Origin of the sequence: Streptomyces sp. NPDC005438 (genome assembly GCF_040606315.1) — a bacterium.
GTDB lineage: Bacteria > Actinomycetota > Actinomycetes > Streptomycetales > Streptomycetaceae > Streptomyces.
Genome location: NZ_JBEXEP010000001.1, coordinates 220324 through 245172, shown reverse-complemented (window position 1 = coordinate 245172; position 24849 = coordinate 220324). Strand labels below are relative to the sequence as shown.

Here is a 24849-nt window from a genome sequence, read left to right as displayed (position 1 = left end):
CGACGCCCAGGTCAGGGGAGCGGAACGGCCCAACGAGTGTACGGCGCCGGGGTGTTGGGGCCCGGCCTGGGCCGGCCGCCCTCGTCACTGTGGGCGACCGGTGCCGGACCCCGGGGCTCAGCGCTGCGGGGAGTCGGCCACCCCGAGGGCGAAGGAACTGTCGCACACCGGGCGGGAGTAGCTCTGGGCGGTCAGCGCGCCGTAGGTGCGTACGGCCGCCTTCCCCAGGGACCGCGCCAGGTCGGCGCAGTGCCGCGCCAGGGAGGGCTTGCGGTCCACCTCACGCTGGAGTTGCGTCAGGGCCACCCCGGGGTCGGTGCGCCGGAGTTCGGCGACCAGCCGCTGTCGCAACTGCTCGTGGGGAGCGGTCCGCTGGGGTGCCTTCTGCTCCGTGGCGGCGTTCACCACCTGGGAGGTGGAGGAGTCGTTGGCCCAGGGAACCTGGGTGACGGCGAGGCTGCCGGACAGGACCAGAACGACCGGCAGGACGAATGCGAGGGATCGGCCGATGCGGCGGGCTACGTGTTTCACATACGAGAGCGTAGCGAGCTGTGGTGATATGGCGACATTCCGTCACTCTTCAGGGGAGCGCCGGAGCGCGATGTTCGATCACCGGGTTGACATGTGCGGTTTCGAGCGGCCCTCACGACACCGGGGACCGTACCCCCGCTCTGCGGAAGTACGGCCCCCGGGAAGCCGGTTGGCCCTCGTCAGTCGCTGAGGCGCTCGCCGGAGGAGGTGGAGAACACGTGGGTCTCGCCACTGCGCGGCACCACGTGCAGCACCGAGCCCTTCTCCGGGACGTTACGGCCGGACACCCGGACCACCAGGTCCTTGTGGCCGCCGCCGACCTCGGCGGAACCGTAGACGTAACCGTCGGCGCCCAGCTCCTCCACCACGTTCACGGTGATGGGCAGACCGGCCGGCGCGTCCTTGGCCAGCTTCTTGTCACCCTCGCCGTTGACCAGGTCGAAGTGCTCGGGGCGGACGCCCACCGTCACGGTGGTGTCGCCCCTCTGGCCCGCCGCGTCCAGGGCCTCGCGCTCGATCGGCACCACGCTGTTGCCGAACTTCACACCGCCGTCGGTGATCGGCACCTCCACCAGGTTCATGGCCGGGGAACCGATGAAGCCGGCCACGAAGAGGTTGGCGGGCTTGTCGTACATGTGGCGGGGCGAGTCGACCTGCTGGAGCAGCCCGTCCTTGAGCACGGCCACCCGGTCACCCATGGTCATGGCCTCGACCTGGTCGTGGGTGACGTACACGGTGGTGATGCCCAGCCGGCGCTGGAGGCTGGCGATCTGGGTACGGGTCTGGACACGCAGCTTGGCGTCCAGGTTGGACAGCGGCTCGTCCATCAGGAACACCTGCGGCTCCCGGACGATCGCCCGGCCCATCGCCACACGCTGACGCTGACCACCGGAGAGCGCCTTGGGCTTGCGGTCCAGGTACTCGGTGAGGTCCAGGATCTTCGCCGCGTCCTCGACCTTCTTGCGGATCTCGGTCTTGGACACACCCGCGATCTTCAGGGCGAAGCCCATGTTGTCCGCGACGGACATGTGGGGGTACAGCGCGTAGTTCTGGAACACCATCGCGATGTCCCGGTCCTTCGGCGGCAGGTTGGTGACGTCACGCTCACCGATGCGGATGGCGCCCTGGTTGACGTCCTCCAGCCCGGCGAGCATCCGCAGCGAGGTCGACTTGCCGCAGCCCGAGGGGCCGACCAGTACGAGGAACTCCCCGTCGGCGATGTCGATGTCGAGCTTGTCGACGGCGGGCTTGTCGCTGCCCGGGTACACCCGGGTCGCCTGGTCGTAGGTGACCGTAGCCATGTTGTTGTCTCCTTCACCGGCAGGAACGTGCCGGACGATCCGTTGTAAAGGGGAGCCGCTGAACCAGCGGCGACGACGCACGGTGGGTGCCGGAGGCACTACGCGGGTCTGATCCACTCTTGGACTGCGCGAACGCTATCCCGGCCCACCCCCCTTTGTCAGCGCCCGCACCCCCGATTTGTACGCCCGCCTGGTGCCCGGAACGCGTTCGGTACCGCCACACCCCGCGGGTACACTGCTCGGGCACCACGCGCCTCCTTAGCTCAGCTGGCCAGAGCAACGCACTTGTAATGCGTAGGTCGCCGGTTCGACTCCGGCAGGGGGCTCTTGTGAAGGCCAGGCCAGATAGCTTCTGACCTGGCCTTTCTCGTTGCATGGGGCGGTTGGGGGCAGCGCTGTCCCGTTGGCACGGTGGAGGCCCGCGAGGGTCAGCTTTCGGCGGGGTCGTTCTCCGCCGCGGGGGCGTCGCGTTCGGTTGTGTGGCGCTTCCGCTTCCCGGGCGTGGGCAGCGCAGCCATCGCGGTCTCCGCGGTGGCTCGCAGTACCTCCGGGGCCAAGCCGGCCTTACCCACAGCTTCCAGGCCACGGACCACCGTCAGCAGCATGGCCGCCAAGTGCTCCGAGTCGGCGGCGCTGTCGATGTCGCCGTTGCGCTGAGCGGCGACGATCTCCTCCCGCAGCAGGGCCAGCAAGGCCGTCATGACCTGGGCTGACTGCTTGTTGACGGTCGGGTCGTGCTGGGCCCGTTCCGCCACCCCCTTGGCCAGCAGGCACCCTCGATGCTCGGTGTCCACGGCCGCGTTCTCCGCCATCAGGTGCACGTACGCCGACAGCCGGCCAAGAGCCTCCTCGTCCGGGCCGCCGGTCAGTTGTTCTCCGGCCACCTCGACGACCGCGGTGCACCAGTCGGCGAACACGCGGTGGAACAGCGCGTTCTTGTCCCCGAACGCGCCGTAGAGGCTCCCCTTGCCCAGGCCGGTGGCCCGGGCGATGTCGTCCATCCGCGTTCCCGCGTAGCCGGTCGTCCAGAACTGTTCCCGTGCCCGCTCCAGGACATCGCGTTCGTCAAAGGCGCGTGGTCTTGGCATGGCGTCACCGTATCCATTCTTGACTGGATCGTCCATTACTGGCTACGTTCTGGACGACCCAGTCAAGAACTGAAGGAGTCCCGCCATGTCAGGCGCACTGCAGGAGAAGGTGGCGTGATCACCGGAGGTACCAGCGGGATCGGGCTGGCCATCGCCCACCGCTTCGCCCGAGAGGGCGCACGGGTCTTCGTCACCGGCCGCGACGCCGACCGCCTCGAAGAGGCGGTACGGACACTGGGCCCGGCAGCGACCGGCGTCCAGGCGGACGTCTCGGACCTGGCCGACCTTGACGCCCTGTACACCCGGGTCCGTGACGAAGCCGGGCGCATCGACGTGCTGGTGGCCAACGCGGGAATCGCCGCGGACGCGACACTCGGCGCCCACACGGAGGAGAACGTCGACCTGACACTCGCTGTCAACGTCAAGGGCACGCTGTTCACCGTGCAAAAGGCGCTACCCCTACTGACGGCAGGTGCCTCCGTCCTGGTCATCGGTTCGAGCAACAGCGCGCGCCCCAACGAACACCTGGAGGTCTACAGCGCGTCAAAGGCGGCACTGAGCAACCTCGTCCACAACTGGGCCCGGCAGTCACGGGAGCGCGACTTCCGGGTCAACGCCCTCAGCCCGGGCCCCACCCGCACCCCCGCCCTGCTGCGTGCCGCTGGCGGGGACGCCGACCAGTTCGCCGAAGCCGTCGTACCGCTGGGGCGGCTGGCCGACACGGCGGAGATCGCCGAAGCCGCGCTCTTCCTGGCCTCGGACGCCTCGTCGTTCGTTACCGGCGCCGAACTCTTCGCCGACGGCGGCTACACCCGGGCCTGAAGCACTGCCCTGCTCCGTCCGCGCCCCCACCACCTCGACGGGGCACGGCAGACGACACCCCGCGAACGCTCCCGCTCAGGCACCACCCACCTGGACCCGCGTACCCCCGACGCCCGAGACAGAACGGGGAGACGGCGGCGAGGAGGAGGAAGCGGAGCGCCCACCGCCCCGCAGGCGTGAGGAGAGGTGCGACCACAGCCGGCGGGGTCACTCGGTTTCGAGGTGTCCCAGGAGGGTGGTCGCCCGTGAGGATCCCTCGGGCCCGCTCCAGTCACTGCGGTCGATTGCGGTGGCCGGACACAGGTACGCGAGGGTGACCTGCGGGGCAAGGGCGACCCGGTCGGGGTTCCCGTCAGTGGACTCCGCTGTCTGGTGAGATGCCGCCGGGACGGTCGTCCTAGCCGGGCTCCGGTGGCCAGCGGGAGGTCAGGGAGGGAGCAGCCCTGGTCGCGGAGCCGGTGTCTCGTGGCGAAGGGGGTGAGGTGGTCACCGCCCTTGGCTGCGGTGGGCGGTGGGTTCGCTGGCCATGGCCCGGGGGTCGGGTCCGTGACGCGCGGGTCCACCAGGATGCCCGCCGTCCGCCCGCCGAGGGATTGGCCGCGCCTGCCGTGTCGTGGCGTCCGATTCGCAGGCCCTCCGCCGCGTCACCGTAGGGGAGTGTCCGTACGGCACAGACCGACGAAGGTGCTTCGGTCGTCGATGGCGGGCCCGCTTCTCTCCCGCTTCCTTCAACGGGCGTAGTCAGAGGGTTCCTGTGTACGTGTCCCTCGCCGGTTGTCCTCAAGTGCCGCGATCAGTGTCCGTGCGTCGTGGGGGCCCGAGTGCCGGTGTCCTTGGACGAAGAAGGTGGGGGTACCCCGCGCTCCGCTCAGCGCCGCGCTGGTCGCGTCCCGTCGGACTCGGGCGGCGACCTGGTCACTGTCGAGGTCGGTGGTGAACCGTGCCATGTCGAGCCCGAGCTGTTCGGCATAGCGCACCAGGTCCTGCCGCTCAAGGGCGTCCTGGTGCGCGAACAGCAGGTCGTGCATGGGCCAGAACGCTCCCTGGCGTGCGGCGGCTTCTGCCGCCAGCGCGGCCTGCCAGGAGTGCGGGTGCACGTCCTCCAGGGGGAGGTTCCGTACGACGTAGCGAAGGTCGTCCCTGAAGTGGGCGTGCATGTCCTGCCACATCCCCGTGGCTCGGGCACAGAAGGGGCACTCGTAGTCGAGGTACTCCACGAGAGTGAGTGGGGCGCTCTCACTGCCACGGATGTGGTCCACGTCGGGATCGACGGCCGGTTCGAGGGTGCGGGGAAGATCAGCGGAGGTCTCCCCCCATCGAACAGCCGCGACACGGAAGATGCCCCACCCCAGCAGTGTCGACAGCACCATCGCCATGAGCACTCCGACGGTGGCTTCACGCCCCAGATCGGAATCGGCGCCGAAGGCGAGTTGGACGATGAGGAGCGAGACGGTGAATCCGATTCCTGAGAGCGCCGCTCCACCGAAGGCGCTGCCAGGACCTACGCCCTCAGGTGGCCGGCCCAGACCGAGGCGGGTCGTGAGATAGGTGGCCAGCCCGATTCCGAGGGTTTTTCCCACCACGAGGCCGAGGACCACGGCCCAGGTCACTTGCGAGTTCAGCGCCTTGAACAGCAGACCGCCCCGCAGGTCGACCCCCGCATTGGCCAGAGCGAAGACGGGTACCACGACCAGAGCGGTGGGCAGGCGCAGTACGTTGTGCAGGCGTTCGTTGATGGAAGTTCCTCGCGCCAGCCAGCGTTTGACGATTCGCGCCGAGTGGGGATTGGGCGATTGCCAGTAGTCCCGAAAGGACTCCCTGGCGGCCACGACCGTCTTTCGCTCGGTGGGGTAGGCGGGCACCAGCAGTCCCGCCGCCATTCCCGCCAGTGAGGCGTGAATTCCCGAACTGACGGTGGCACACCAGAGCGCGGCGACAACCACGAGATAGGGCGCGGCCCGCCACTGTCGACAGTGGCCGAGCAGCGCCAACACACCAAGGCAACCCAGCGCGACGGCCAAGGGAACAAGGCGGATCTCGTCGCTGTACACCACACCGATGATCGAGACGGCCAGGAAGTCGTCGACGACGGTCACCGTCAGCAGAAAAACCCGCAGTTGGCCCGACATCGCGGGGCCGACCAGGGCAAGCGCACCCAGCATGAAGGCGGTGTCGGTTCCGACCACCACGCCCCAACCACCCAGCTCCGCACCCTCACCGACGACACCGAGGTACACCACTGCGGGAACACCGACTCCCGCGATCCCCGCGATGAGCGCCAACCGCGCGCGACGGTTATCGCGCAGAGAGCCATGAGTGAACTCCTGACGGACCTCCAGTCCGATGACAAAGAAGAACACCGCCATCAGTCCGTCGTTGATCCAGTGCTGTAGATCCATGTGCAGGCCGAAAGGACCCAGGTCGAATCCGGCCGACTGCTCCCGCACCGTGGCGTACGTTTCCGAGAGTGGGGAATTCGCCCACAGCAACGCGATCAACGTCACCAGCACCAACAGCGCCGCAGCGCCGGGCTCGGTACGTAGTTGTCGGATCAACCCTGGCACGTGGCGGGGACGGTGCTCCACCTGTCCCGCTGTGACGGGTGGGGACTCCGCGCTGGTTTGGGGGCGATGTCGTCGGGTCACGAGGTCGGGGCTCCGGGGAAGAGGGCCGGCGCCGTGGGAATGCCCTGTCCGGTATCAGTCCGGCCCCGAGGCGCAAACCCGGGAAGAACCCCGCGCCAGGAACGCCGATGGATTCGACCAGGAGACACGCGACGAATGGCCTCACCGCGCGTTCCCCTCCCACCAGGTGGAATGTCGAAGGCACTGCGCTGGGGAAATCCATCTGCCAGCTGACCACTGTTGTTCGCCAGCCAGGTGGGGAACCACCCTTCAGCAAGCTGGCCGGACACAGCGTCCATGCCCATGGATGCCTCCTCGACCGGGAACTCGAAGTCAGAGACGGAGAGGTTCTCGCGATACCGCCCTGTCGTCCGTTGCCGACAATTCTGACGGCAGGAGGCTTGGTCAGCACGAGCATGACGCCCCCGGAGGCGGCGACCGAGCGAGCCGTTCACGCGAGCCGCGACCCCACACGGCCGGCACGGCCCGTAGGGGCTCCACGAACTGGGTGCGGCCTGACGGGGTGGGCGTGAGGCCCATGGTGTGGAGTGGTTCTCAGGGGAGCTGGATCGAGCCGCCGAAGGCGGCTACCTACCGCCGTTTCGTCTGATCGAGTTCTCGACCGGGGGAAGCGTACGCACGCGTGCCACTGGTGGGCGCTGGCACTGGGCCACGCCAGGGCACAGACGGTGCCTGGCCCCGGGAGCATCGACTGCCAGGCGTCTCAAGGCGTGCTCCGGTGCCCAGCGCCCCGGGCGTCCCGGAGAGACCGGAACCCGACGCGGACGACGACGGCGGACGGGATCGATGCGACCTTGGTTCAGCGTCCGTCGGTGACGACCTCCGGCACGGGGCACAGCGTCGTGGCGCCTGCGCGCAGGGAGTCGTCAGCGCCTCGTTGACAAGGTGGCGGGCCCGTGGGTCATCGGCCGAGGCCCGGCCGAGCGGACCAGCCGCAGCGCACGGTGGGCGCCGCGCGGCAAGAGGGCCTCCTGGGCCAGGCGGTAGCTGTCGCGATCCGCACCGGCCAGAAGGCCCTCACTCCGTCGTACACCGGCCCCCGGCTCTGTCATCTGTCGCCGACCTGCCGGGACGACGCACCTGGGGGTTCTGCCGAGCGGATACGACGGTGGGCGCACCAGGTGATGCTGCGAGGTGACGAGGTCGGCCTCTGTCTCAGCCTGTCGGCTGGAGCGAGCGCCGTTCTGTGACTACCAGGAGGCGGGGTGCCGGACCCCGTTGTACCACTGCTCGTTGGCGGTGTTGTTGTGGTTGTCCATGTTGAACGCACCGGGATAGTTGTTGATGTGGTTGTGCGGGTACGTCCAGATGCCGGCGGACTCGTCGCAGATGTAGTCGCGGTTGCAGATGGTCTTGACGGGGACGTTGCCGAAGAACCGGTCGGCTCCGGCGAGCGGGGCGCCGATGATGCCCCCGAAGGGGAAGGAGGCGCCGTTGGTGCCGGGGCCGCCCTGTCGCTTGGGGTCGGCGATGAGGACGGCGTTGACGTTGCCGAACGTCCGCCAGTTCTCGGTGACCCAGGTGTGGACGACCGCGGCACCCAGGGAGTATCCGCCCATCTTGACGTGCTGGTTCGGACATGCGGCACGCTGCTGGCGTACCAGGCGGTTCAGCTCGTTGACCCCGGCCCGGGCGCTGGCGCCGTTGGGGATCGTGGTCGGGTACCCGACGTGCTGCTGGATGTTGCCGGTGAAGCCGTCCCTGTTCCACGCGCTTCCCGTGCCACCGACGACGATGGTGTAGGTGCCCTGACACGAAGCCGCCGTCGTCGCCGCCTGTGCCGTCGACGCCTGGGTCGCCAACAGGCCCCCCGTCAGGGCAAGTCCGGCCGCCACTGCCGCAAGTCTTCTCGCTCGCATTCGATCTCCTCTGGTGATGGTGGGATGCGCCACTCGGGCAGTCTGCTGTGACCTACCGGAGGAACATGGGTGAAATCGATATCACCAGCACTTCATCCAGTACTCCACCGGGTCTCCACCGTCGACTGTCCTGAACTCCGGCAGTCTGCTACGACCCGTTGAAGAAATGGGGATGAAATCGATACCACCAGTACTTCACCCAGTACTTCACCGGGTCTCCTCTGTCAGCCGCCCTGAACGGCGTGATGACGCAGGTCAGGCACGGAAGACGTCAACTACCGGTGCGGTGGGGGGACTTGACGGCGCCATGGATGCGGCCGAATCCGGCCCCTCGGGCCCGGGGGCCAGCGCCGGGAGGCGCCGGGGCAACCACCTGGCGGGTCCTGCCCCCGTGCGCTGAGGTGTTCCGACGTACCGGGTCGACGTGCCCGTACGTTCCCACCACCGTTCCCCACGGCAGGGGGACGGCGGTCACCTCGGGGGACGCGTTCGGTCGCCCCGGTACTCACTCACCCCGGTACTCACTCACCCCGGTACTCACTCACCCCGGTACTCACTCACCCCGGCGGGAGGCCCCGCGCATCAGGTCTCGGGTCGCCTCGTCGGCGGGGAGGAAGGTCTCCAGGTGCAGGCCCTCCAGAGTGGTGTCGACGGCCGTGTCCAGCTGTGCGGAGGTGCTGAAGAAGGTGGCCGGCCTTCCGCGAACGTCGATCTCCAGGGTGAGTACGGGGCCCGCCGGCGCCAGGCTGTCCGGTCCGTCGAGGTAGCCGGACAGCTCGTCGAGCAGAGCCCGGTGCCGGGGGTCGTGCGTACGCTCGGCGCGCGAGCGGAGCCGACGCATCAGGTGGGCGCCCCATTCCTGCTGGTTGCGGATGCGAGGGGCGAGGCCGTCGGGGTGGAGGCAGAGCTTGAGGACGTTGACGGGCGGTTCGAGCAGCCAGTCCGCGCACCCGTCCACCAGTTGGTCCACGGCCGTGTTGGAGTCGACGATGTCCCAGCGGTCGTCGAGGAGGAGCGCCGGGTAGGGCAGGTGGGCGGTGAGGAGGTCACGTAGGCCGCTCATGATCACGGCCAGTCCGGTGTCGTCCAGCGCGTGTTCGTCGAAGCGCGGAGCGAAGCCGCCGGAGAGCAGCAACCGGTTGCGGTCGCGTAGGGGGAGGTCGAGGTGGTCGGCGAGCCTCATGATCATCTCCGGCGTCGGGTGGGCCTTGCCGGTTTCGACCCTGCTGAGGTGTCGGGTGGAGACGGCCGAACGGTTCGACAGTTCCTGCTGGCTGAACCGTCGACGCTGACGCCAGAGGCGCAGCAGATCACCGATGTCGGGCTCCGACGTGCTGGCTGCCATACGTGGACTCTACGTACCCGTGGACCGGTGGCCATGACCTGGGAGGTCATGGTCCGTACGCCTGCCGCGCCACACGATGGGTGCCCTCGGGATCACGACGGGAGACGAGAGGGGAACCAGCATGGAGACCATCGCCCGGAACTATCTGGACACCTGGAACGCGAGCGGCGAGAGGCGGCGCCAACTGCTCGCGGAGCACTGGTCGGAGGGGGCGACGTACACCGACCCCCTGGCCGAGGTCAGCGGACGCGCGGAGATCGACGGCCTCGTGGAGGGGGTGCGTACCCAGTTCCCGGGGTTCGTGTTCGCGCCGCTCGGCGACGTGGACGGCCATCACCGGCAGCTGCGCTTCCGGTGGGGGCTCGGCCCCGAGGGTGCCGAGCCGGTCGTCATCGGGTTCGACGTGGTGGTGGTCGACAGTGAGGGGAAGATCGCCGACGTTCGCGGCTTCCTCGACAGGGTGCCGTCGTGAGCCGGGGCCGGGGTTACGCGGTCGGTTACCTGGAGGACGTCGAGCCGGGGCCCGCGATCGTCGCGTACTTGGAACGTATCGAGGGCACCTTCGAGCCGTTCGCGGGGGAATGGGTCGTCCACGGGGCGACACCGGAGGTGGTCGAGGGAGAGATGCCCGGTGCCCTCGTCATCATCGGCTTTCCCGACGTCGAGGCCGCCAGGTCCTGGTACTTCTCCCCCGGATACCAGGAGATCGCCGCGCTGCGGACGGACCACTCCCGGTCCGTGGTCGCGCTCCTTCCGGGGGTGGCGGACGGCTACCGCGCCGCCGAGACCGTCCGCAAGCTGGCGGGCGAAGGGGTCGACCGGGGAGGAGAGCCCGGGTGAACCCCGCTCTCCCGTGAGGGGCCGGGGCACCGCCACCGGGTCGTACCCGGGCGAACCGGTGTCAGCGCCCGACCGAGCCACCGCACGGTAGGCAGGTCCCCGGGGGCTCCCCACCGCGCGGCGCCAACAGGCGCGCCACGCTTGGGGGTTCCTCCCGGCGGCGTCCTCGTGGGCGCTCGCCCGGCACCACCCCACCGGGTCCCGGCCCAGGCGGGTCGAACGTCCGGGGGTGTCCGGGCACTTCGGACGCGTGAGCGTTCTCGTGACACCGCCAGGTGAGCGCCCACTCCGGGCGGGTCGAACGTCCGGGGACGTCGGGCCTCTTCGTGGGCGCCCGCGGGGCACGGTGCCTCGTGGGCGCCCACCCGGGAGGGTTCGGAGGTCCGGGGAGGGCAGGTCACCTCGGGCGCGTGGGCTTTCTCGTGGCACACACGCCCACCCCGGACGGTGCGAAGTCCCAGAAGAGTCACGTCACTTCGGACGTGAACGCCCCCGTGGCCCCGGGTACGGGCGCCCGCCCCCACATCCCGCGCACGCCCTGGGAGGCAGCGTGACGTGGCCCCGCGTACGGGCGCCCGCCCCAGGTGGTTCGGAGCCCGGGGCGTCAGGTCGCTGCGGTCAGGGTCGATCCGGGTTGCACCGATCCCGGTGTCGACTCGGTGATCGCCACTCCGTACACGGTGCCCTCCGGGGTCGGCCGTGAGTGGGTCTCGATCCCGCGAATCCGCACCGTGGTTCCCGTGGAGTCCTCGGTGAGGAGGTCCCCCGTTCTGACGGGCTTCTCCCCGTGCGTGACCAGTACGGTCACCGTCGTGCCCCTGCCGGTGAGGTGCAACCGCCCGGTGACCCGGAGCCTCGTGAGCAAGCGAACTCCTCCTGACCGTCGTCGCTGGTCCGCCGGCGCCGAACGTCCCCGCAGCCGGCGGGAGTGGGGGGTGACGGGCCCGGCCGCCGCGCCCTCGGGGCGTACCGGAGGGGCGGCCGGGCCGGGGTGCCGCCGGGGCCGCGCCACGGAGCGGGCGCGGCCCGGACGGTCACCAGTCGCCGTCGGCCACCGGTTTTCCGGGCTTGCCCGCGTCCTTGAGGGGCTGGGTCTGGGCCGGTGTCGGCGCCTGCCAGGGTTCGTGGTCGTCCCCCAGCCAGTCGCCCACCGGCCGCACCGCTCCGAGGGTGTCGGTGGGGGTGAGGTCCTCGGCGTCCGCGTCGTAGTAGTCGAACCAGGGCAGCCCGGCCCGTGTGTACGCCGCGCGGTCCACCGGTGACGGCGGCGGGTCCTCGCCGGTGATGCGCCGCCAGTCCGGCGGGGTGACCAGGTGGACGTAGACCCGGCCCGCCGGGTCGGTGGCCCAGTCCGTCACGGGGCGGTCGTCCTCGTAGACCTCCTGCCGCATCGAACCGCCCACGCCCAGGCCCATCGCGGCGCCCGACGGTGCCCCACCGGGGGCGGGAGGCGGCGGCCCGCTGGGGGCGGTGGCCGCTCCGTAGGAGGCGGCCTGTACGGGGCCGGAGCGGGCCAGTGACCGTGCCCGGCGTTGCCGCTCGCGCCACGCGGCGAGGGCCGCACTCGACAGCGGGAAGTTCTGTAGTTGCAGCCCTCCCCAGGTCTCCTCCCCGGTGACCTGGCCCTCGACGGTCGCGCCCATCCCGAGGGGTACGGCCACGAACTGACGCACCGTTCCCTGGCCGGAGTTGATGCCGTCGAGCCACGGCTGGCGGGGCAGTACCACGTAGTTCTGGGGGTCGCGTACGAGGTGGTCGCTCCACGGCTCGCCGGAGACCGCGCAGACCTTGCCCACGCCGATCTGTAGTGCCGCCGGTTCGGAGGAGCCGAAGCTGAGCCACATCGCCTCGCGCAGGTACACCGGCAGCATCACCCCGCCCCGGGCGCGCCACCGCTCGGGCACCGTGTCCGCGTGGTCCTCGACCCTGCGGAGGGGGAAGGCGCCGAGTCCCGGGGGCAGTACGTGTGTTCCCTGCTCGGGCAGGCGCAGGGTCCGCATGAACCGCACGCTGACGCCGCCCGGCAGGAGCAGGCCGTCCCCGTTGATCCGTACCGTCTGGCTGGCCACCGGCCGCACCCCTCACCGTGATGGTCCGGCCCCCTCGGCCGGACGCCGCCTCCCGCCAGACGACGCGTCGGCCGCCGGTCCGGTTCCCGGTCGAGGGGGCGACGGGAGCGGTTCGCCTCCCCCTCGCCCCTGACACCCGCCGGGGTGGGCCCCGGGAGGGCGCGTGGGCCCCTGGGGTACGCGGCCGGCCCGGGGCGGGGACGAACTCCCGCCCCGGGAGGGTGGGTTGCCGGTCAGGCCCGGTCCTCGGACACGGGGGCCGGGGTCCTTCGCTGGTCGGCGGCCGGGGTGTAGTAGCGGCCACCGGTCGCCTTGGTGAGGGCCACGTGGAGCAGGGGGCCGAGGATCATGGAGATGAAGGAGGCGTACGCCACCGGGTAGACCTCCACGATGCCCAGGGCTCCGACGAGTACGGCGATCCCCAGGGACAGCAGGCCGCAGGGGTTCCACTCCCGTACCTCGTTCTCGCGGAACTCGATGTCCTCGGACCGGCCGAGGCCCAGCCAGCCTCGGCAGACGAAGTAGTCGGCGAGGATGATGAGCACCCAGGTGTTGGTCAGTACGCCGGTGATGGCCAGGAACGTGCCCAGGTGGTTGATGACGTTGGTGGCGTAGAACACGACGCCGAAGATCCAGACGGCGAACATCCACCACGGCCGCCCGGGGCGGAACCTGGCCACCACGTCGAAGCCGCTGGAGAGCGTGATCGACCCGCCGTACAGGTTCATCACGTTGATGCGGATCTGGGTGATGACGACGAAGATCACGCCGGCCAGCCCCATGAGGTGGACGAAGACGAAGCCGGGGTCCTGCGCCTTCTCCTGGCCGAAGTCACCGACCAGGGTGGCGCCGAGCATGGCGCCGATGAAGACGATGGCGACCATCGGGACCAGTTCGAGCAGCATGATGGTCGAGGTGCCCCGGTAGCGGATACGGCGGCTGGCGAAGCGGCCGTAGTCGGTGGCCATCAGCCCCTGGAAGATCATCTGCCCGTTGGCGAAGCTCATCGCGGTCCACAGGGCGGCGCCGCCGCCGGTGGCCGTGGAGTGCCACTGGTCGACGCCGGCCACGTCGTGCTGCGAGCCGAGGGCGACCAGGGCCCACACCAACAGCCCGACGAATATGGGGAAGCCCCAGGTCTGGAGCGCCGACATCGCGTACATGCCGCGCCAGACGAAGGCGATGGTGACCAGCCCGATCAGGGCGAAGATCCCGATGCCGGCGAGGGAGTCGATGGGGATGTCGAAGTAGTAGGCGATCGCGTGGGAGACGATCGTCCCCTCGAAGAGGAAGTAGTAGACGAAGTTGACCGCGTAGATGAACGAGGTAAGCGCCGCGCCCCGGCTGCCGAAGCCCAGGCCCCGGGAGATCAGGCTCTGCGAGAGGCCCTCCCGGCTGGCCATGCGCATGGTCAACGAGCCGATGAGTACGGCGCCCACCATGAAGTAGCCGATCGGCAGCAGCATCATGGGCCAGCCCACCAGGAAGGTCTGCTGAGCGCCGAAGCTGAAGAAGAACATGGCGGTGGCGTTGCCCAGTAGTACCAGGCTGATGGCCGGGATCGGCCAGCGCTTGTCGTCGGGGACGCGCTCGACCGCGAAGCTCTCGATCTGGTCGTCGAGTGACGCCTCGGGACCGCGGAATGAGTCTTTGAGGGACATGGTGGTGGCCTTCCAGAGGGATGCTTTCCGTGCGTGGTCCGGCCGTGGTGGGTTCACCAGGCGTGCTGGGCTCACCAGGCGCGCTGGGCGGACGGAGGTCGGGGGCGCAATCCGCGCGTACGCGGTGCGCGGGGGCCGGTTCGCCGGAACCGGGACGCGGGCCGGGAGGTGTGCCGGCGGAGGGTGAGCGGCGTACGGCTCCGGCGGAGCGCGAGGGGTGTCACGCGGCTCCGGGTGGCCGGGGCGGGGGTGGGGCCCCGGCGGGTGGCGGAGGTCAGACGGTGGCCGGCGCCCAGCGGTGGTCCAGCGCCCGGGTGGGGTCGGTGCCGAACTCCCTTGCCAGGGCGTCGGCTTGGGCCCGGGCCTCGTCCAGCCGGCTCCGGGCGAGGGTGGCCAGGGCGGCGGGATCACCGGTGGTCGGCGGGGAGCCGGCCCACCGGGCCTCCAGCCCGTCGAAGGCGGCCCGCAGCCGGGCGGCGCGCGCGGTGAACTCCCGGGCGTCCGGGGCCTTCGCGGCGTCGAGCAGGTGCTGCCACCGCCACCAGGTCGACGCCGGGTCGTGGGTGACCCGGGGGTGGTCGCGGGGGTCCGGGGAGGGGCCGGGCGCCGGCAGGGTCAGGGCCTCGGGGAGCGCCTCGGCTCCGAGCGGCACCGGGAGGTAGACGCCGGTGCAGGGGGTGGCCGGGCACCACCACAGGACGGGCGGGGCGGGGCCGTCGTCCAGCTCGACGATCAGGGAGGCGGCGGTGTTGCCCCAGGTGAAGCCGGAGGGGTGCTCGTGCATACAGAGCGTGTGGAAGTCCGGCCGTGCCGCGTCGAAGGTGGGGCCGCCGAGGAACGTGTCCTCCAGGTGGTCGCGCAGGACCCGCTTCGCGGTGTCCACGGTGACGCCCGGGCCGGCGGCGGCCTCGGTGAGGAGCTGGCGCGCGCGCCGGCGCCGGATGTGCGAGACCTGGAGCGGGGTGCCGGGGTCGGTGAAGGCGTCGGCGACGTCCAGCGGCCGGTCAGCCGGCCACCCGGCGGCGGTGGCCGCCTCCCGTAGTCCGTCGCTGGTGAGGTCGGCGTCGGTGCGCAGCGACAGCTCGTTGCTGAGCGGGGCCACCCCGGAGGTGATCCGGCGGGCCGCCCAGTCGCGGCCGAGGGTCTCCAGTACCCACGCCTCGTGGGGGTCCGCGAGGACGAAGGCGTTGTCGTACGAGCCCCGCGCGTGGGCGGTGCCCACCATCGCCGAGCCCCACTGGCCGTACCGCTCCAACAGCCCGGTGATCACCTCCAGCGCCTCGCGGGCGGTGCCGCCCCGCTCCAGGCCGAGGCGGACCAGTTCCATACCGAGCACCCCGGGCCGCTGGCGCTCCCCGGCCTCCTCCCGGGCGACGGCCTCGGCCCAGGGGCGGGTGAACACCGCCTCGTTGCCGATGGCGACGCGGTGCTCGTTCACCCCCATCTCGTAGCCCCAACACCAGTACGGTGCCGAGCCGATGTGGGCGTGGGCGGGCGCGTCGTCGAGGGTGACGTAGGCGAGGCGCAGGGGCCCGCCGGCCGCGCGGGCCGGGTGGTGGCGCAACGGCTGGGCCTCGCCCGCCGGACGGTCGCTGTTCTTGCCGAAGAGGACGCCGCCACCGGTGGCGTCCGGGAGGGCTACGAAGGTGTCGCAGCTCCAGGGTCGGGTGGTCACTTGGGCGCTCCGTTCCTGGCAGGGGTGCCGAGGCCCCGGTGGGCCGCGAGCAGGGTGTGTACGGCGCGGCCGACGAGGCGGCCGGTCAGCTCCGGGTCGTGGGCGCAGGCGGGGTCCATCCGGTCCAGCGCGATCACGTCGGCGAAGGGCCCCGGCCGCCCGTCCTCGCCGGTGAGCCGGTCGCTGCCGACGACGGCCACCGTCCGCACCCCGTGCGCGGCGGCCAGGCGGGCCACGGCGACGGGGGCCTTGCCGCGCAGGCTCTGGGCGTCCAGCCGTCCCTCGCCGGTGATGACGAGGTCGGCCCCCCGGATCGCCTCCTCCGCCCCGAGCAGGTCGAGGAAGACCTCGGCACCGGAACGCGGTACCCCGCCGAGCAGCATCCCGGCCCAGCCGAGGCCGCCCGCCGCTCCCCCGCCGGGGCTGCGCGCGGTGCCGGGGGCGGCGAAGGCGCGTTCCAGTACGGGTGCCACGTGGGCCAGTCCGGCGGAGAGGCGCGCCGTCGTCGCGTCGTCGGCGCCTTTCTGCCGCCCGAACATCTCGGCCGACCCGTCCGGCCCGACCATTGGGGTGTCCACGTCGCAGGCCAGCGTCAACCGCAGCCCCCGCACGGCCGGGTGCAGCTCCTCGGTGGTCACCCGCGTCACGTCCACCAGGGCGGCGCCGCCGGGGGCCGGGGGCCGGCCGTCGGCGGCGACCAGGCGGACGCCGAGCGCCGCCAGCATCCCGGTACCGCCGTCCGTCGAGGCGCTGCCCCCGAGGGCCAGGGTGAGGTCGTCGACCCCGTCCTCCAGCAGCGCCAGGACGACCTGGCCGACGCCGTACGTGGTGGCGGTGGCCGCCTCCACCGGGCTGGGGCGGCGGGCGCCGAGCCCGCAGACGGCGGCCACCTCGACGATCGCCCGGCCGCCCCTGCGGGCCACCGGTACGGCAAGGGGGGCGCCCCAGGCGTCCGAGGCCGGTACGGACCCGGCGGACCAGCCCGCCGACAGCGCGGCGGCGACGCTGCCGTCGCCGCCGTCCGCGACCGGCAGGGGCGTGACCGCCGTACGGCCGTCGCTCTCGGCGACCGCGGCGGCCATCAGCTCGACGAGACGCTGTGCCGTCACGGTGCCCTTGAACTTGTCGGGAGCGAGGACCACTCGCCGGAAGCCGTCTACCTGCATTTTCCCGCCTATCCCCAAAATTGTTCGTCAAGTTATCTCACCAACTTGTCCGCTTGTCCATAGTCGGCTCGCTATCCTTCTCCCGGAGCCTCACGCCGGATCGGTCACGTCGAGGAGCGGCGCACGCCGGCCGGCCCGCCCCACCGGCTGGGAGGTCCCGCTGAGGCAGCCCTACGACACGAAGGACCGCACATGCCGATCCGGCTCGCGACCCAGTCCATCGGCGACGCCCTGGTCTCGTCGCTGCGTGAACGGATACTCACCGACGAGGTCCCCGTGGGCGCTCCGCTGACCGAGGCGTCGGTCAGCGCCGAGTACGACGTGGCCCGCCAGACGGCGAAGGCCGCCATCGAACGGCTGGTCGGCGAGGGGCTGCTGGAACGCACCGCGCACCGCAGCGCGCGGGTCCCGAAGCTGGACGAGGCGCGGGTGCGGGACCTGTACTTCGCCCGGGGCGTGGTGGAGGTGCGTTCCTACCAACTGCTCGCGGAGAAGCGGCTGTTGACGGAGGGTGCCACCCAGGCACACGAGGCCTTCGGGTCAGCGGCGGCCGGTACGGACGTCGCCGCGATCGTCCAGACGGACGTGGAGTTCCACCGGGCGCTGATCGACAGCCTGGAGAGCGAGCGCCTCTCCCGGGCCCACGGGCTCATCATCAACGAGATCCGGCTCTGTCTCGCCCAGGTCCAGAACGCCCACCTGCTGGGCCCGGAGAAGATCATGCAGGAACACGAGGCCATCCTCGCCGCCATCCGCGACGGCGACGCCGGCCGCGCCGGCGACGTCGGGCAGGAACACCTGGACCACGCCGAACGGAAACTCCTCGCCCACATCGGAAGTTGACGCCCAGCCAGCCACCCCGGGGGGCCACTCCCCCGCCCGTCCCCAGGCCCCCGTTACGGGCCACCGGCGCCGGGAACCGCAGCCGCCCGGTGCCGGGGTACCGAACCGGCACGTCCGCCGGTGGAGGCGGGAACCCCCCGGTCCCCACCCTCCGCAGCGTCGGGAACGCTACCGCCCGGGTGGGCATCCCCAGCCGTGGGGAACGGCGCCGAAGCCCCGCCCCCCACCGGTCGGGCCGCACCCCCACCCCACGAGCCGCCGACGTAAGGCCGCGCCCCCGAGGCCGACCCCGGAGCACCCCCACCCCAGTGGACGGGACCGGGAGCCACGGCCCAGCTGGCCCGGACGGTACGAGTGCGCCCCAGGCGTTACGAGTGCGCCGGCGCACAGGGGACCGGGAGCCACGGCCCCCCGGGTGGACGGGAACCGTCTCGGTTGCGGGTGGCGGGCCAGTGGGGCACCGCTAGCGGCACCGGTCCCCGGTCCACGGGTGGGCGTGCACGGCGTCCCGGCGAGCGGGACGGGAATTCCGCGCGGGCCTACCGCACCCGGAAAACCGGTGTCGGCGTTCCGGGGCGGTCGGCATCCTTGGCGCCCATGCGAAAGCTGCTGCGGTACTTCGTCGCCGCTCGCGCCCTGAGCATCCTGGGCGACCGGATCGCCGATGTGGCGCTGCCGCTCGCCGTGTTGACGGTGTCGGGTTCGGCGTTCACGGCGGGGCTGGTCGGGGCGGCGGCTCAACTGCCGCAGGTACTGCTGGCACTGCCGGTCGGCGCCCTGGTGGACCGTCGGGAACGTCGGGGGCTGATGGTGACGGCGGACCTCGTCCGCGCGGTCGCCTTCGTGGCGATCGGTGCGGAGGTGGCGTTCGGCGGGGCACGGCCGGTGTCCCTGGTGCCGCTCGCGCTCCTCGTCGGCCTGGCCGACGCGGTGTTCCACACGGCGGCCGGCAGTTGTCTGCCGCACCTCGTCACCGACCGGGACCTCATGCGCGCCAACGGCTACGTGGAGGGGTCGGACGCCGCGGCGACACTCACCGGACCGGCGGCAGGCGGTTGGCTGTTGCAGTCCCTGGGGCCGCTGGCCGCCTTCGCTGTCAACGCGGCGAGCTTCCTGGGCTCGGCCCTGCTGCTCGTCCGGCTGCCGAGGAACTCCCCCACACGGGACGGTTCCGGGGCGGACCCGTCCGTACTGGCCGGTTTGCGCCTGGTGTGCCGGGACCCCGAGCAACGCGCCCTGCTGGGAGGCGCCTGCTACGCGCACCTGCTCGCGGCGACGGCCTTCCTGCCGTTGCTGGTACGCGCCGACGGCGAGTTGGGCCTGACGCCCCTGACGACCGGGCTCGTGGTGGCGGCGGCCGGCGTCGGTGGTCTGGTGAGCAGCCTGGTGCTGGCCCGGTACTGCGACACCGCCCGGTGGCCGCTCCTGCTGGCCGTCGTACTCGCCGTCAACGGGGGCGCGACCGGACTGCTGGCCCTGTTCGAGGCGCCGCTGTGGCTCGCGGGGGCCGTGCTGGTACTGGACGGCGCCTCGGCCCTGGCGTTCGTCGTCGTCGCCACGACGCGGCAGCGCGTCACACCGGACCTGGTACGGGGCCGGGTGCTCGCCGCCAGCACCGCGGTGACCGCCACCGTCCGCCTGCTCGGCATCGCCAGCGTTGGTGCGCTGATCGACTCGGCTGGCCCCCGTCCGGTACTGGTGGCCCTGGCGGTACTCGCACTGCCGTGCGTCCTCCTGCTCACCGTGTCCGGCTCCTCGCACCCGGCCGAACCACCGTCGGCCACCACGGAGACGCCGTGACCCCCGGGGGTGCCGTGACCCCGGGGGGCGTACGGGTGGGCACCCCCAGCCGTGGGGAACGGCGCCGAAACCCCGACCCCCACCGGTCGGGCCGCACCCCCACCCCACGAGCCGCCGACGTAAGGCCGCGCCCCCCGAGGCCGACCCCGGAGCACCCCCACCCCAGTGGACGGGACCGGGAGCCACGACCCAGCTGGCCCGGACGGTACGAGTGCGCCCCAGGCGTTACGAGGGCGCCGACGCACAGGGGACCGGGAGCCACGGCCCCCCGGGGGGACGGGGACCGTCTCGGTTGCGGGTGGCGGGCCGGTGGGGCACCGTCGGCATCCGGGGCGGGAACGTCCGGGTGGCCGGTCCGTACCCGCCGTCCGAGGGTCGGCGAGCCCCTGCCGCGAGCGGGCGCGCGAGCCACCGAACCACCCGGCGAAGCGCTCAAGGAGTGATCCCGTGACCAGTGTTCCCGTACATCCGCTGAACGACGGCACCGAGCTTCCCGGTGTGGGTCTGGGCACCTACCCCCTGGACGACGAGGAGGCGGAACGGGCCGTGAGCGGTGCCCTGGAGTGGGGCTACCGGCTGGTGGACACCGCCACCAACTACGGCAACGAGACCGGGGTGGGCCGGGGGCTGGCACGTTCCGGGGTGCCCCGCGAGGAGGTGGTGGTGACGACCAAGCTGCCGGGCCGCCACCAGGGGTACCAGGAGACGCTGGCCTCGTTCGAGGAGTCGCGGCGCAGGCTGGGCGTGGAGTACGTGGACCTGTACCTCATCCACTGGCCCTTGCCCCGGATCGACAGGTACGTGGACTCCTGGCGGGCGATGATCAAGCTCCGGGAGGACGGACTGGTCCGCTCGATCGGCGTCTCCAACTTCACGGCCGAGCACCTCGAACGCCTGCGGCGGGAGACCGGGGTGCTGCCGTCGGTCAACCAGATCGAACTGCACCCGCTGCTACCCCAGGACGAACTACGGGCGGTACACGCGGAGTTGGGCGTCCGTACCGAGAGCTGGAGCCCGTTGGGGCGCGGTTCCGAGGTGCTCAAGGACCCCGCCGTCGACGCGGTCGCGCGGGCCCACGAGGTCACTCCCGCCCAGGTCGTACTGCGCTGGCACACCCAGCTCGGCGCCGTACCCATCCCCAAGTCCGCCGACCCCGGACGCCAGCGCTCCAACCTGGACCTCTTCGGGTTCGAGCTGTCCGCCGAGGAGATGGACCGGGTCGCCGACCGCCCCCACGAGCGGCTGGGCGGCGACCCCGACACCCACGAGGAGTTCTGATCCCAGGACGCCCACGGTCCACGGTCCGCCACCGGACCGTGGACCGTGGGGTGCGTTCCGGGGGGTCAGTCGGACTGTGTGGCGCTGGACTCCACGAACTCCTTCGTCGCCCGCAGCGCCCGTTCGGTGCCGCGCAGGATGATCTCCTCCATCGCCCGGTCGTCGACCGCGGCGCCCTCGGCCATCTCGAAGTCCTGCACGGTACGGACCGAGGAGCCGCCCGGTTCCTCCCGGTAGACCCAGAGGGCCACGGAGTAGCGGAAGTTGGGGTTGCCCCAGCGGCGGGCGTAGGCGACCTTCTGCTCGGGCACGAGAACGCGTTCCACGTAGTACTGCCACTCGCGTCCCTGCGCGTCCGGTGGGGAGGTGACCCGCAGGGTCCGCGCGTTCCGCTCCGGGGACTCGGCCACCAGCAGGTGCCCGTCGGTGGAGTGACGGCGGTCGTTCTCCCGGGAGTTGGCCAGTTCCCAGGTCAGCTCCAGCGGAGCCGCGATGAAGATCTTGGTGTCGATGTGTCCAGACATTCCCAGCTCTTTCCTGTACGCAGGTGGTCGGCCCAGTCCAGGCCGTCGAGGGCACCCGATGTCCCGCCCGCCGCGACCACGACCAGCACCCGTTCGGTACCGCCGGCCCGCCAGCCGCCCCGCCAGCGGCGCATCCCCCGCTCGCGGGCCCTCTCCCGGGCGGCACCGGTGAGGCGGACGTGGACGGCCCGTCCGTCGGCGAGGGCCTCGATGTCCGTCCACGCCACCCCCACGAGGCCCGTGCCCAGGGCCTTTCCGCACGCCTCCTTGGTCCCGAAGCTGACGCCCAGGCGCAGCGCGGGGGCGGGGGCGCGGTGTACGGCGGCCAGTTCCCGGGGGGTGAAGACCGACCGCAGTACGGCGTCGTCGTAGCGGTCGAGCATCCGGCGCATCCGGCGCAGGTCGGCGATGTCGACCCCGGTGCCGAGTACGGCCGGTGCGCCCCGGTCGGGTTCAGCGGGCAGCGGCGACCGCCTCGTCGACCAGGGAGCACACGTCGCCGACGGTGACGTCGTCGGCCAGCTCCAGCTTCACGTCGACCTCGACCTGACGTTGGATCTCCAGGGAGACCTCGACCAGTTCGGTCGAGTCCAGTTCCAGGTCGCCACGGAGCCGGGCGGTCTCGGTGATCTCCTCGTCGGGGATGCCCAGGGCGGTGAGGGCCTTGCGGACGATGTCGATGGTCATCTCGGGTTCCTCCTGGTGTGTGGTCGGTGCTGGCCGCTCAGGGCGCGGCGACGACGGCGCAGACGTTGGTGCCCTCCCGGGAGCGGGAGTTGACGACCGCGAGGTCGACCGGGGTGGTCCTGCGGTCGGTCACCAGGTCGACGTCCAGTGCGGGGTCGACGGTGGTGGCGCCGGGGGTCGGCGGGATCACCCCGTCCCGCATGGACAGCAGGGCGCCGGCGAGTTCGGTGGCGGCGCTGGCGCCGTACTGGTGGCCGTGGCCGGCCTTGGGCACCGTGACGGCGACCCCGCCCGCCCCGAAGACCGCGCGCAGCGCGGCGGCTTCGGTGGCGTCGCCGTGGCGGGTGCCGGCTCCTTCCGCGAAGACGGCGTCGACGTCGCCGGCATCGCGGCCGGCCGTCCGCAGTGCCGCGTGCAGGGCGTCGCCGAGCCCGGTGTGGTCGTCCGGGTCGGCGGTGCGCTGTTCGACGGCGAGCAGTTCGCCGAGGACGTGGGCGCCCCGGGCGAGGGCGTGTTCCCTCTCCTCCAGGACGAGTACGCCGGCCCCCTCGCCGAGGACCAGCCCGTCGCGGTCGGGTCCGAAGGGCGCGTAGGCGTGCTCGGGGTCGGTGTCGCGGCTGAGTTCGCCCGTCGTCACGTGGGCGGCCAGGCCCAGCGGGGTGAGGGGTGCCTCGGAGCCGCCCGCCAGCACGATGTCGTTGCGGCCCCACAGGATGCTGCGCAGGGCGTGGAACAGCGCGCTGCCGCCGCTGGCGCGGTCGCAGGCGAGGCTCTTGCTGTAGCCCCGGATGCCGTAGCGGATGCTGACGAACCCTTGGGCCGCGGTGGGGAACCACGCGGTGGCCTGCCATGGGTTGATCATGGTCGGGCCCTGTTGGTAGTACTCCCGGAAGCCCCGTTCGCACAGGTCCCAGCCGCCGCTGTTGTTGCCGAAGCAGATGCCGACCCGGAACGGGTCCTCCTCGGCGAGGTCCAGGCCCGCGTCGCGCAGCGCCTCGCCGGAGGCGGCGATGGCGTAGTGGGCGAAGACGTCGCTCTTGACCGCGAGGCGGCGTGGGAGGTGCTCGCCGGGGGCGAAGTCGCGTATCTCCGCGGCGAGTCGCACCGGCAGGTCGCCGGCGTCGAAGCGGGATACGGGGCGCACGGCGCTCTCCCCGGCCACGGCGTTCTTCCAGAAGGTCTCGCGGTCGTTGCCCAGGGGATTGACGACACCGATGCCCGTGACGACGACGCGCCGGGGACCGGGCGTAGTGGCCCGGGTGGTCGGTCCCACCATGTTTCTCCTGTTCTCCTCGGCCGTCCGCCCCGCCGCGGGGCGGGGTGTGGGCGTGCTCATCTGGGTGGTCCCACGGGCAGGGGTGTCCCGGACACCTCGGCCATGGCCACCTGGAGGTTGATGCGCGTACGGTCCGGCTCCCGCCACTCCCCGACCTCGCCCGGGTCGGTCTCCGCCAGGGCGTCCTGGAGGGTGGCGCCGGCGTCGACGGCCCGTTCGGCCACCTTCAGCAGGTCGGTGAGGTAGCGGTGCAGGGCGCGCAGGGTGTCCTGGGTGGCCAGCGGTCCGTGGCCGGGGACGATGACGTCCGGGTCCAGGGCGAGCAGGTCCTCCAGGGCACCGGTCCAGCCGCTGATGCGGCCGTGCCGGGCGAGCGGGGTGACGCCGTTGAAGCACAGGTCGCCGGCGACCAACGTCCGTGAGTCGGGTATCCAGACGGCGAGGTCGGCGGGGCTGTGGGCCTGGCGGAAGGTCAGTGGCCGGGCACCGGGCGGCAGTTGGGGGTTGGGGGTGGCCGCCGGGCGGACCAGTTCCAGCCCTCGTAGTTCCTCGGCCCGGTCCGGGAAGAGGCCGGGCAGCCAGCTGAGGTCGGCGGCCATCCTGTCGATGATGTCGGCGGTGACGGGGTGGGCGACGACGGGGGCCTCCGGGAAGGCACTGTTGCCGCCGACGTGGTCGACGTGGTGGTGGGTGTTGAGCACCAGGGCGGGGGTGAGGGCGCGCTGCCGCAGGGCGTGCCGGATGCCCTCGGCCATGGCGGGCGTCAGCATGGTGTCGACGACCACGGCCGAGCGGCCCCGGACGATCACGGAGGTGTTGGACAGCCCCATGGAGCCGTCGCCGTTGAGTACGGCGAGGACGTCCGGGGCGACCTCCACGGTCCGTTGGTCCACGGCGGTCGGTCCGGCGCGGTGCGTACCGTGGTCAGCCATGGTGGGCTGCCGCCTCGATGACCGCCTTGTGCCGGGCCAGCTGGACCTGGGAGTTGGCGTTGATCCGGTCCGCCATCTGCTGCTCGGTGAAGGGTGCTTCGGGCAGGACCTCGAAGTCCTGTACCCAGCGCAGCCGGGTGCCGCCGGGCACCTTCTCGAAGGACTGGAAGATGTGCATGTACAGGAAGGGGCCGGTCTCCAGACGGCGGGCGTGTACGGTCCCGGCCTCCTGGTCCATCACCCGTTCGGAGACCCAGCTGCGTTGCACCCCGTTGCGGTCGGGCACCGTCGTCAGCCGGAACACCACCCGGTCCGGCTCCTCGCGGAGGATCTCGGAGTCGGCGTACTCGCCCTCGAAGAGCCGGGGCCACTCCCGTACGTTGTTGGCCGTTCGCCACACCTCCTCCGGCGCGGCCTCGATGACGATCTCGTTGTCGGTGTGCATCGCCATGCCACCCTCCTTCTGTACGGTTCTCTGGTTCTGCGGTGTCCGGGGCTACCGGCCTT

At 71.6% G+C, this 24849-nt stretch carries 23 protein-coding genes and 1 tRNA gene; 7 read left to right on the top strand and 17 right to left on the bottom strand.

Annotated features, from left to right (window positions below; translation table 11 throughout):
• Positions 1-117: 117 nt before the first annotated feature.
• On the bottom strand, positions 118-531 hold the full coding sequence (locus ABZT14_RS01040; protein ID WP_356294996.1) for a hypothetical protein: 414 nt from the start codon (positions 529-531) through the stop codon (positions 118-120).
• A gap of 179 nt (positions 532-710) precedes the next feature.
• Positions 711-1832 (bottom strand): sn-glycerol-3-phosphate ABC transporter ATP-binding protein UgpC, encoded by a 1122-nt coding sequence (gene ugpC / locus ABZT14_RS01035; protein WP_356294993.1) that lies wholly within the window; start codon positions 1830-1832, stop codon positions 711-713.
• A gap of 252 nt (positions 1833-2084) precedes the next feature.
• Between ugpC and ABZT14_RS01030 the strand changes: the two genes are divergently transcribed.
• Positions 2085-2158 (top strand) — tRNA-Thr (locus ABZT14_RS01030).
• Between the two features lie 102 nt (positions 2159-2260).
• On the opposite strand, the gene ABZT14_RS01025 is transcribed toward ABZT14_RS01030, so the two are convergent.
• A complete protein-coding gene (locus tag ABZT14_RS01025) occupies positions 2261-2920 on the bottom strand; it encodes a TetR/AcrR family transcriptional regulator (protein ID WP_356294991.1) in 660 nt (219 codons plus the stop codon).
• A 114-nt stretch (positions 2921-3034) separates the two neighbouring features.
• Here ABZT14_RS01025 and ABZT14_RS01020 point away from each other — a divergent pair, with 114 nt between their 5' ends.
• Complete coding sequence (locus ABZT14_RS01020) at positions 3035-3742, top strand: SDR family oxidoreductase (protein WP_356294988.1); 708 nt, start codon at positions 3035-3037, stop codon at positions 3740-3742.
• Between the two features lie 728 nt (positions 3743-4470).
• Here the strand turns inward: ABZT14_RS01020 and nhaA are convergent.
• The 3 genes from nhaA to ABZT14_RS01005 all read right to left on the bottom strand — a co-directional run bounded on the left by nhaA (position 4471) and on the right by ABZT14_RS01005 (position 9591).
• Positions 4471-6306 (bottom strand): Na+/H+ antiporter NhaA, encoded by a 1836-nt coding sequence (gene nhaA / locus ABZT14_RS01015; protein WP_356294985.1) that lies wholly within the window; start codon positions 6304-6306, stop codon positions 4471-4473.
• A gap of 1271 nt (positions 6307-7577) precedes the next feature.
• Positions 7578-8246 carry a cutinase family protein gene (locus tag ABZT14_RS01010; RefSeq protein WP_356294982.1) on the bottom strand — a complete coding sequence of 223 codons (669 nt, stop codon included), beginning with the start codon at positions 8244-8246 and terminating at the stop codon, positions 7578-7580.
• 553 nt (positions 8247-8799) lie between these two features.
• The gene (locus ABZT14_RS01005; protein WP_356294979.1) at positions 8800-9591 is read right to left on the bottom strand and encodes a helix-turn-helix transcriptional regulator; all 792 of its coding nucleotides are present in this window, start codon (positions 9589-9591) and stop codon (positions 8800-8802) included.
• A gap of 121 nt (positions 9592-9712) precedes the next feature.
• Between ABZT14_RS01005 and ABZT14_RS01000 the strand changes: the two genes are divergently transcribed.
• Positions 9713-10063, top strand: a complete 351-nt coding sequence (locus ABZT14_RS01000; RefSeq protein ID WP_356294976.1) for a nuclear transport factor 2 family protein — start codon at positions 9713-9715, stop codon at positions 10061-10063.
• Positions 10060-10431, top strand: a complete 372-nt coding sequence (locus ABZT14_RS00995; RefSeq protein WP_356294974.1) for a DUF1330 domain-containing protein — start codon at positions 10060-10062, stop codon at positions 10429-10431. The genes ABZT14_RS01000 and ABZT14_RS00995 overlap by 4 nt, the downstream gene beginning before the upstream one ends.
• A 604-nt stretch (positions 10432-11035) precedes the next feature.
• On the opposite strand, the gene ABZT14_RS00990 is transcribed toward ABZT14_RS00995, so the two are convergent.
• The 5 genes from ABZT14_RS00990 to ABZT14_RS00970 form a co-directional block, all read right to left on the bottom strand.
• Complete coding sequence (locus ABZT14_RS00990; RefSeq protein ID WP_356294971.1) at positions 11036-11296, bottom strand: hypothetical protein; 261 nt, start codon at positions 11294-11296, stop codon at positions 11036-11038.
• Between the two features lie 169 nt (positions 11297-11465).
• Positions 11466-12500: a hypothetical protein gene (locus ABZT14_RS00985; protein WP_356294968.1), complete on the bottom strand. Its 1035-nt coding sequence runs from the start codon at positions 12498-12500 to the stop codon at positions 11466-11468.
• Between the two features lie 233 nt (positions 12501-12733).
• On the bottom strand, positions 12734-14161 hold the full coding sequence (locus ABZT14_RS00980) for a hypothetical protein (protein WP_356294965.1): 1428 nt from the start codon (positions 14159-14161) through the stop codon (positions 12734-12736).
• A gap of 274 nt (positions 14162-14435) precedes the next feature.
• Positions 14436-15836: a C69 family dipeptidase gene (locus ABZT14_RS00975; RefSeq protein WP_356294963.1), complete on the bottom strand. Its 1401-nt coding sequence runs from the start codon at positions 15834-15836 to the stop codon at positions 14436-14438.
• On the bottom strand, positions 15833-17002 hold the full coding sequence (locus ABZT14_RS00970; RefSeq protein ID WP_356294960.1) for a glycerate kinase: 1170 nt from the start codon (positions 17000-17002) through the stop codon (positions 15833-15835). Before ABZT14_RS00970 ends, ABZT14_RS00975 begins: the two co-directional genes overlap by 4 nt.
• Positions 17003-17194: 192 nt before the next feature.
• Between ABZT14_RS00970 and ABZT14_RS00965 the strand changes: the two genes are divergently transcribed.
• From ABZT14_RS00965 to ABZT14_RS00955, 3 genes are all read left to right on the top strand, one after another.
• Positions 17195-17845 (top strand): GntR family transcriptional regulator, encoded by a 651-nt coding sequence (locus ABZT14_RS00965; RefSeq protein WP_356294957.1) that lies wholly within the window; start codon positions 17195-17197, stop codon positions 17843-17845.
• A 354-nt stretch (positions 17846-18199) separates the two neighbouring features.
• Entirely contained in the window at positions 18200-19645 is a 1446-nt protein-coding gene (locus ABZT14_RS00960) for an MFS transporter (RefSeq protein WP_356294954.1), read from the top strand.
• Positions 19646-20092: 447 nt separating this feature from the next.
• Complete coding sequence (locus tag ABZT14_RS00955; protein WP_356294951.1) at positions 20093-20923, top strand: aldo/keto reductase; 831 nt, start codon at positions 20093-20095, stop codon at positions 20921-20923.
• A gap of 65 nt (positions 20924-20988) precedes the next feature.
• On the opposite strand, the gene ABZT14_RS00950 is transcribed toward ABZT14_RS00955, so the two are convergent.
• From ABZT14_RS00950 to ABZT14_RS00925, 6 genes are read right to left on the bottom strand one after another with little or no spacing between them, the layout of a single operon-like run.
• The gene (locus ABZT14_RS00950) at positions 20989-21447 is read right to left on the bottom strand and encodes a hypothetical protein (protein ID WP_356294948.1); all 459 of its coding nucleotides are present in this window, start codon (positions 21445-21447) and stop codon (positions 20989-20991) included.
• The gene (locus ABZT14_RS00945) at positions 21396-21857 is read right to left on the bottom strand and encodes a 4'-phosphopantetheinyl transferase superfamily protein (protein WP_356296970.1); all 462 of its coding nucleotides are present in this window, start codon (positions 21855-21857) and stop codon (positions 21396-21398) included. Before ABZT14_RS00945 ends, ABZT14_RS00950 begins: the two co-directional genes overlap by 52 nt.
• A gap of 43 nt (positions 21858-21900) precedes the next feature.
• The gene (locus ABZT14_RS00940; protein WP_356294946.1) at positions 21901-22134 is read right to left on the bottom strand and encodes an acyl carrier protein; all 234 of its coding nucleotides are present in this window, start codon (positions 22132-22134) and stop codon (positions 21901-21903) included.
• Positions 22135-22171: 37 nt separating this feature from the next.
• Entirely contained in the window at positions 22172-23410 is a 1239-nt protein-coding gene (locus ABZT14_RS00935; protein WP_356294945.1) for a beta-ketoacyl-[acyl-carrier-protein] synthase family protein, read from the bottom strand.
• Positions 23411-23466: 56 nt separating this feature from the next.
• A complete protein-coding gene (locus ABZT14_RS00930) occupies positions 23467-24342 on the bottom strand; it encodes an MBL fold metallo-hydrolase (protein ID WP_356294942.1) in 876 nt (291 codons plus the stop codon).
• Complete coding sequence (locus tag ABZT14_RS00925; RefSeq protein WP_356294939.1) at positions 24335-24793, bottom strand: SRPBCC family protein; 459 nt, start codon at positions 24791-24793, stop codon at positions 24335-24337. Before ABZT14_RS00925 ends, ABZT14_RS00930 begins: the two co-directional genes overlap by 8 nt.
• Between the last annotated feature and the right edge of the window lie 56 nt (positions 24794-24849).

What these genes read in the sequence shown, in the direction of transcription:
- ugpC (WP_356294993.1), bottom strand. Translation starts at nt 1,832, where the DNA reads ATGGCTACGGTCACCTACGACCAGGCGACCCGGGTGTACCCGGGCAGC.
- ABZT14_RS01025 (WP_356294991.1), bottom strand. Translation starts at nt 2,920, where the DNA reads ATGCCAAGACCACGCGCCTTTGACGAACGCGATGTCCTGGAGCGGGCA.
- ABZT14_RS01010 (WP_356294982.1), bottom strand. Translation starts at nt 8,246, where the DNA reads ATGCGAGCGAGAAGACTTGCGGCAGTGGCGGCCGGACTTGCCCTGACG.
- ABZT14_RS01005 (WP_356294979.1), bottom strand. Translation starts at nt 9,591, where the DNA reads ATGGCAGCCAGCACGTCGGAGCCCGACATCGGTGATCTGCTGCGCCTC.
- ABZT14_RS01000 (WP_356294976.1), top strand. Translation starts at nt 9,713, where the DNA reads ATGGAGACCATCGCCCGGAACTATCTGGACACCTGGAACGCGAGCGGC.
- ABZT14_RS00980 (WP_356294965.1), bottom strand. Translation starts at nt 14,161, where the DNA reads ATGTCCCTCAAAGACTCATTCCGCGGTCCCGAGGCGTCACTCGACGAC.
- ABZT14_RS00970 (WP_356294960.1), bottom strand. Translation starts at nt 17,002, where the DNA reads ATGCAGGTAGACGGCTTCCGGCGAGTGGTCCTCGCTCCCGACAAGTTC.
- ABZT14_RS00965 (WP_356294957.1), top strand. Translation starts at nt 17,195, where the DNA reads ATGCCGATCCGGCTCGCGACCCAGTCCATCGGCGACGCCCTGGTCTCG.
- ABZT14_RS00950 (WP_356294948.1), bottom strand. Translation starts at nt 21,447, where the DNA reads ATGTCTGGACACATCGACACCAAGATCTTCATCGCGGCTCCGCTGGAG.
- ABZT14_RS00940 (WP_356294946.1), bottom strand. Translation starts at nt 22,134, where the DNA reads ATGACCATCGACATCGTCCGCAAGGCCCTCACCGCCCTGGGCATCCCC.
- ABZT14_RS00935 (WP_356294945.1), bottom strand. Translation starts at nt 23,410, where the DNA reads ATGGTGGGACCGACCACCCGGGCCACTACGCCCGGTCCCCGGCGCGTC.
- ABZT14_RS00930 (WP_356294942.1), bottom strand. Translation starts at nt 24,342, where the DNA reads ATGGCTGACCACGGTACGCACCGCGCCGGACCGACCGCCGTGGACCAA.
- ABZT14_RS00925 (WP_356294939.1), bottom strand. Translation starts at nt 24,793, where the DNA reads ATGGCGATGCACACCGACAACGAGATCGTCATCGAGGCCGCGCCGGAG.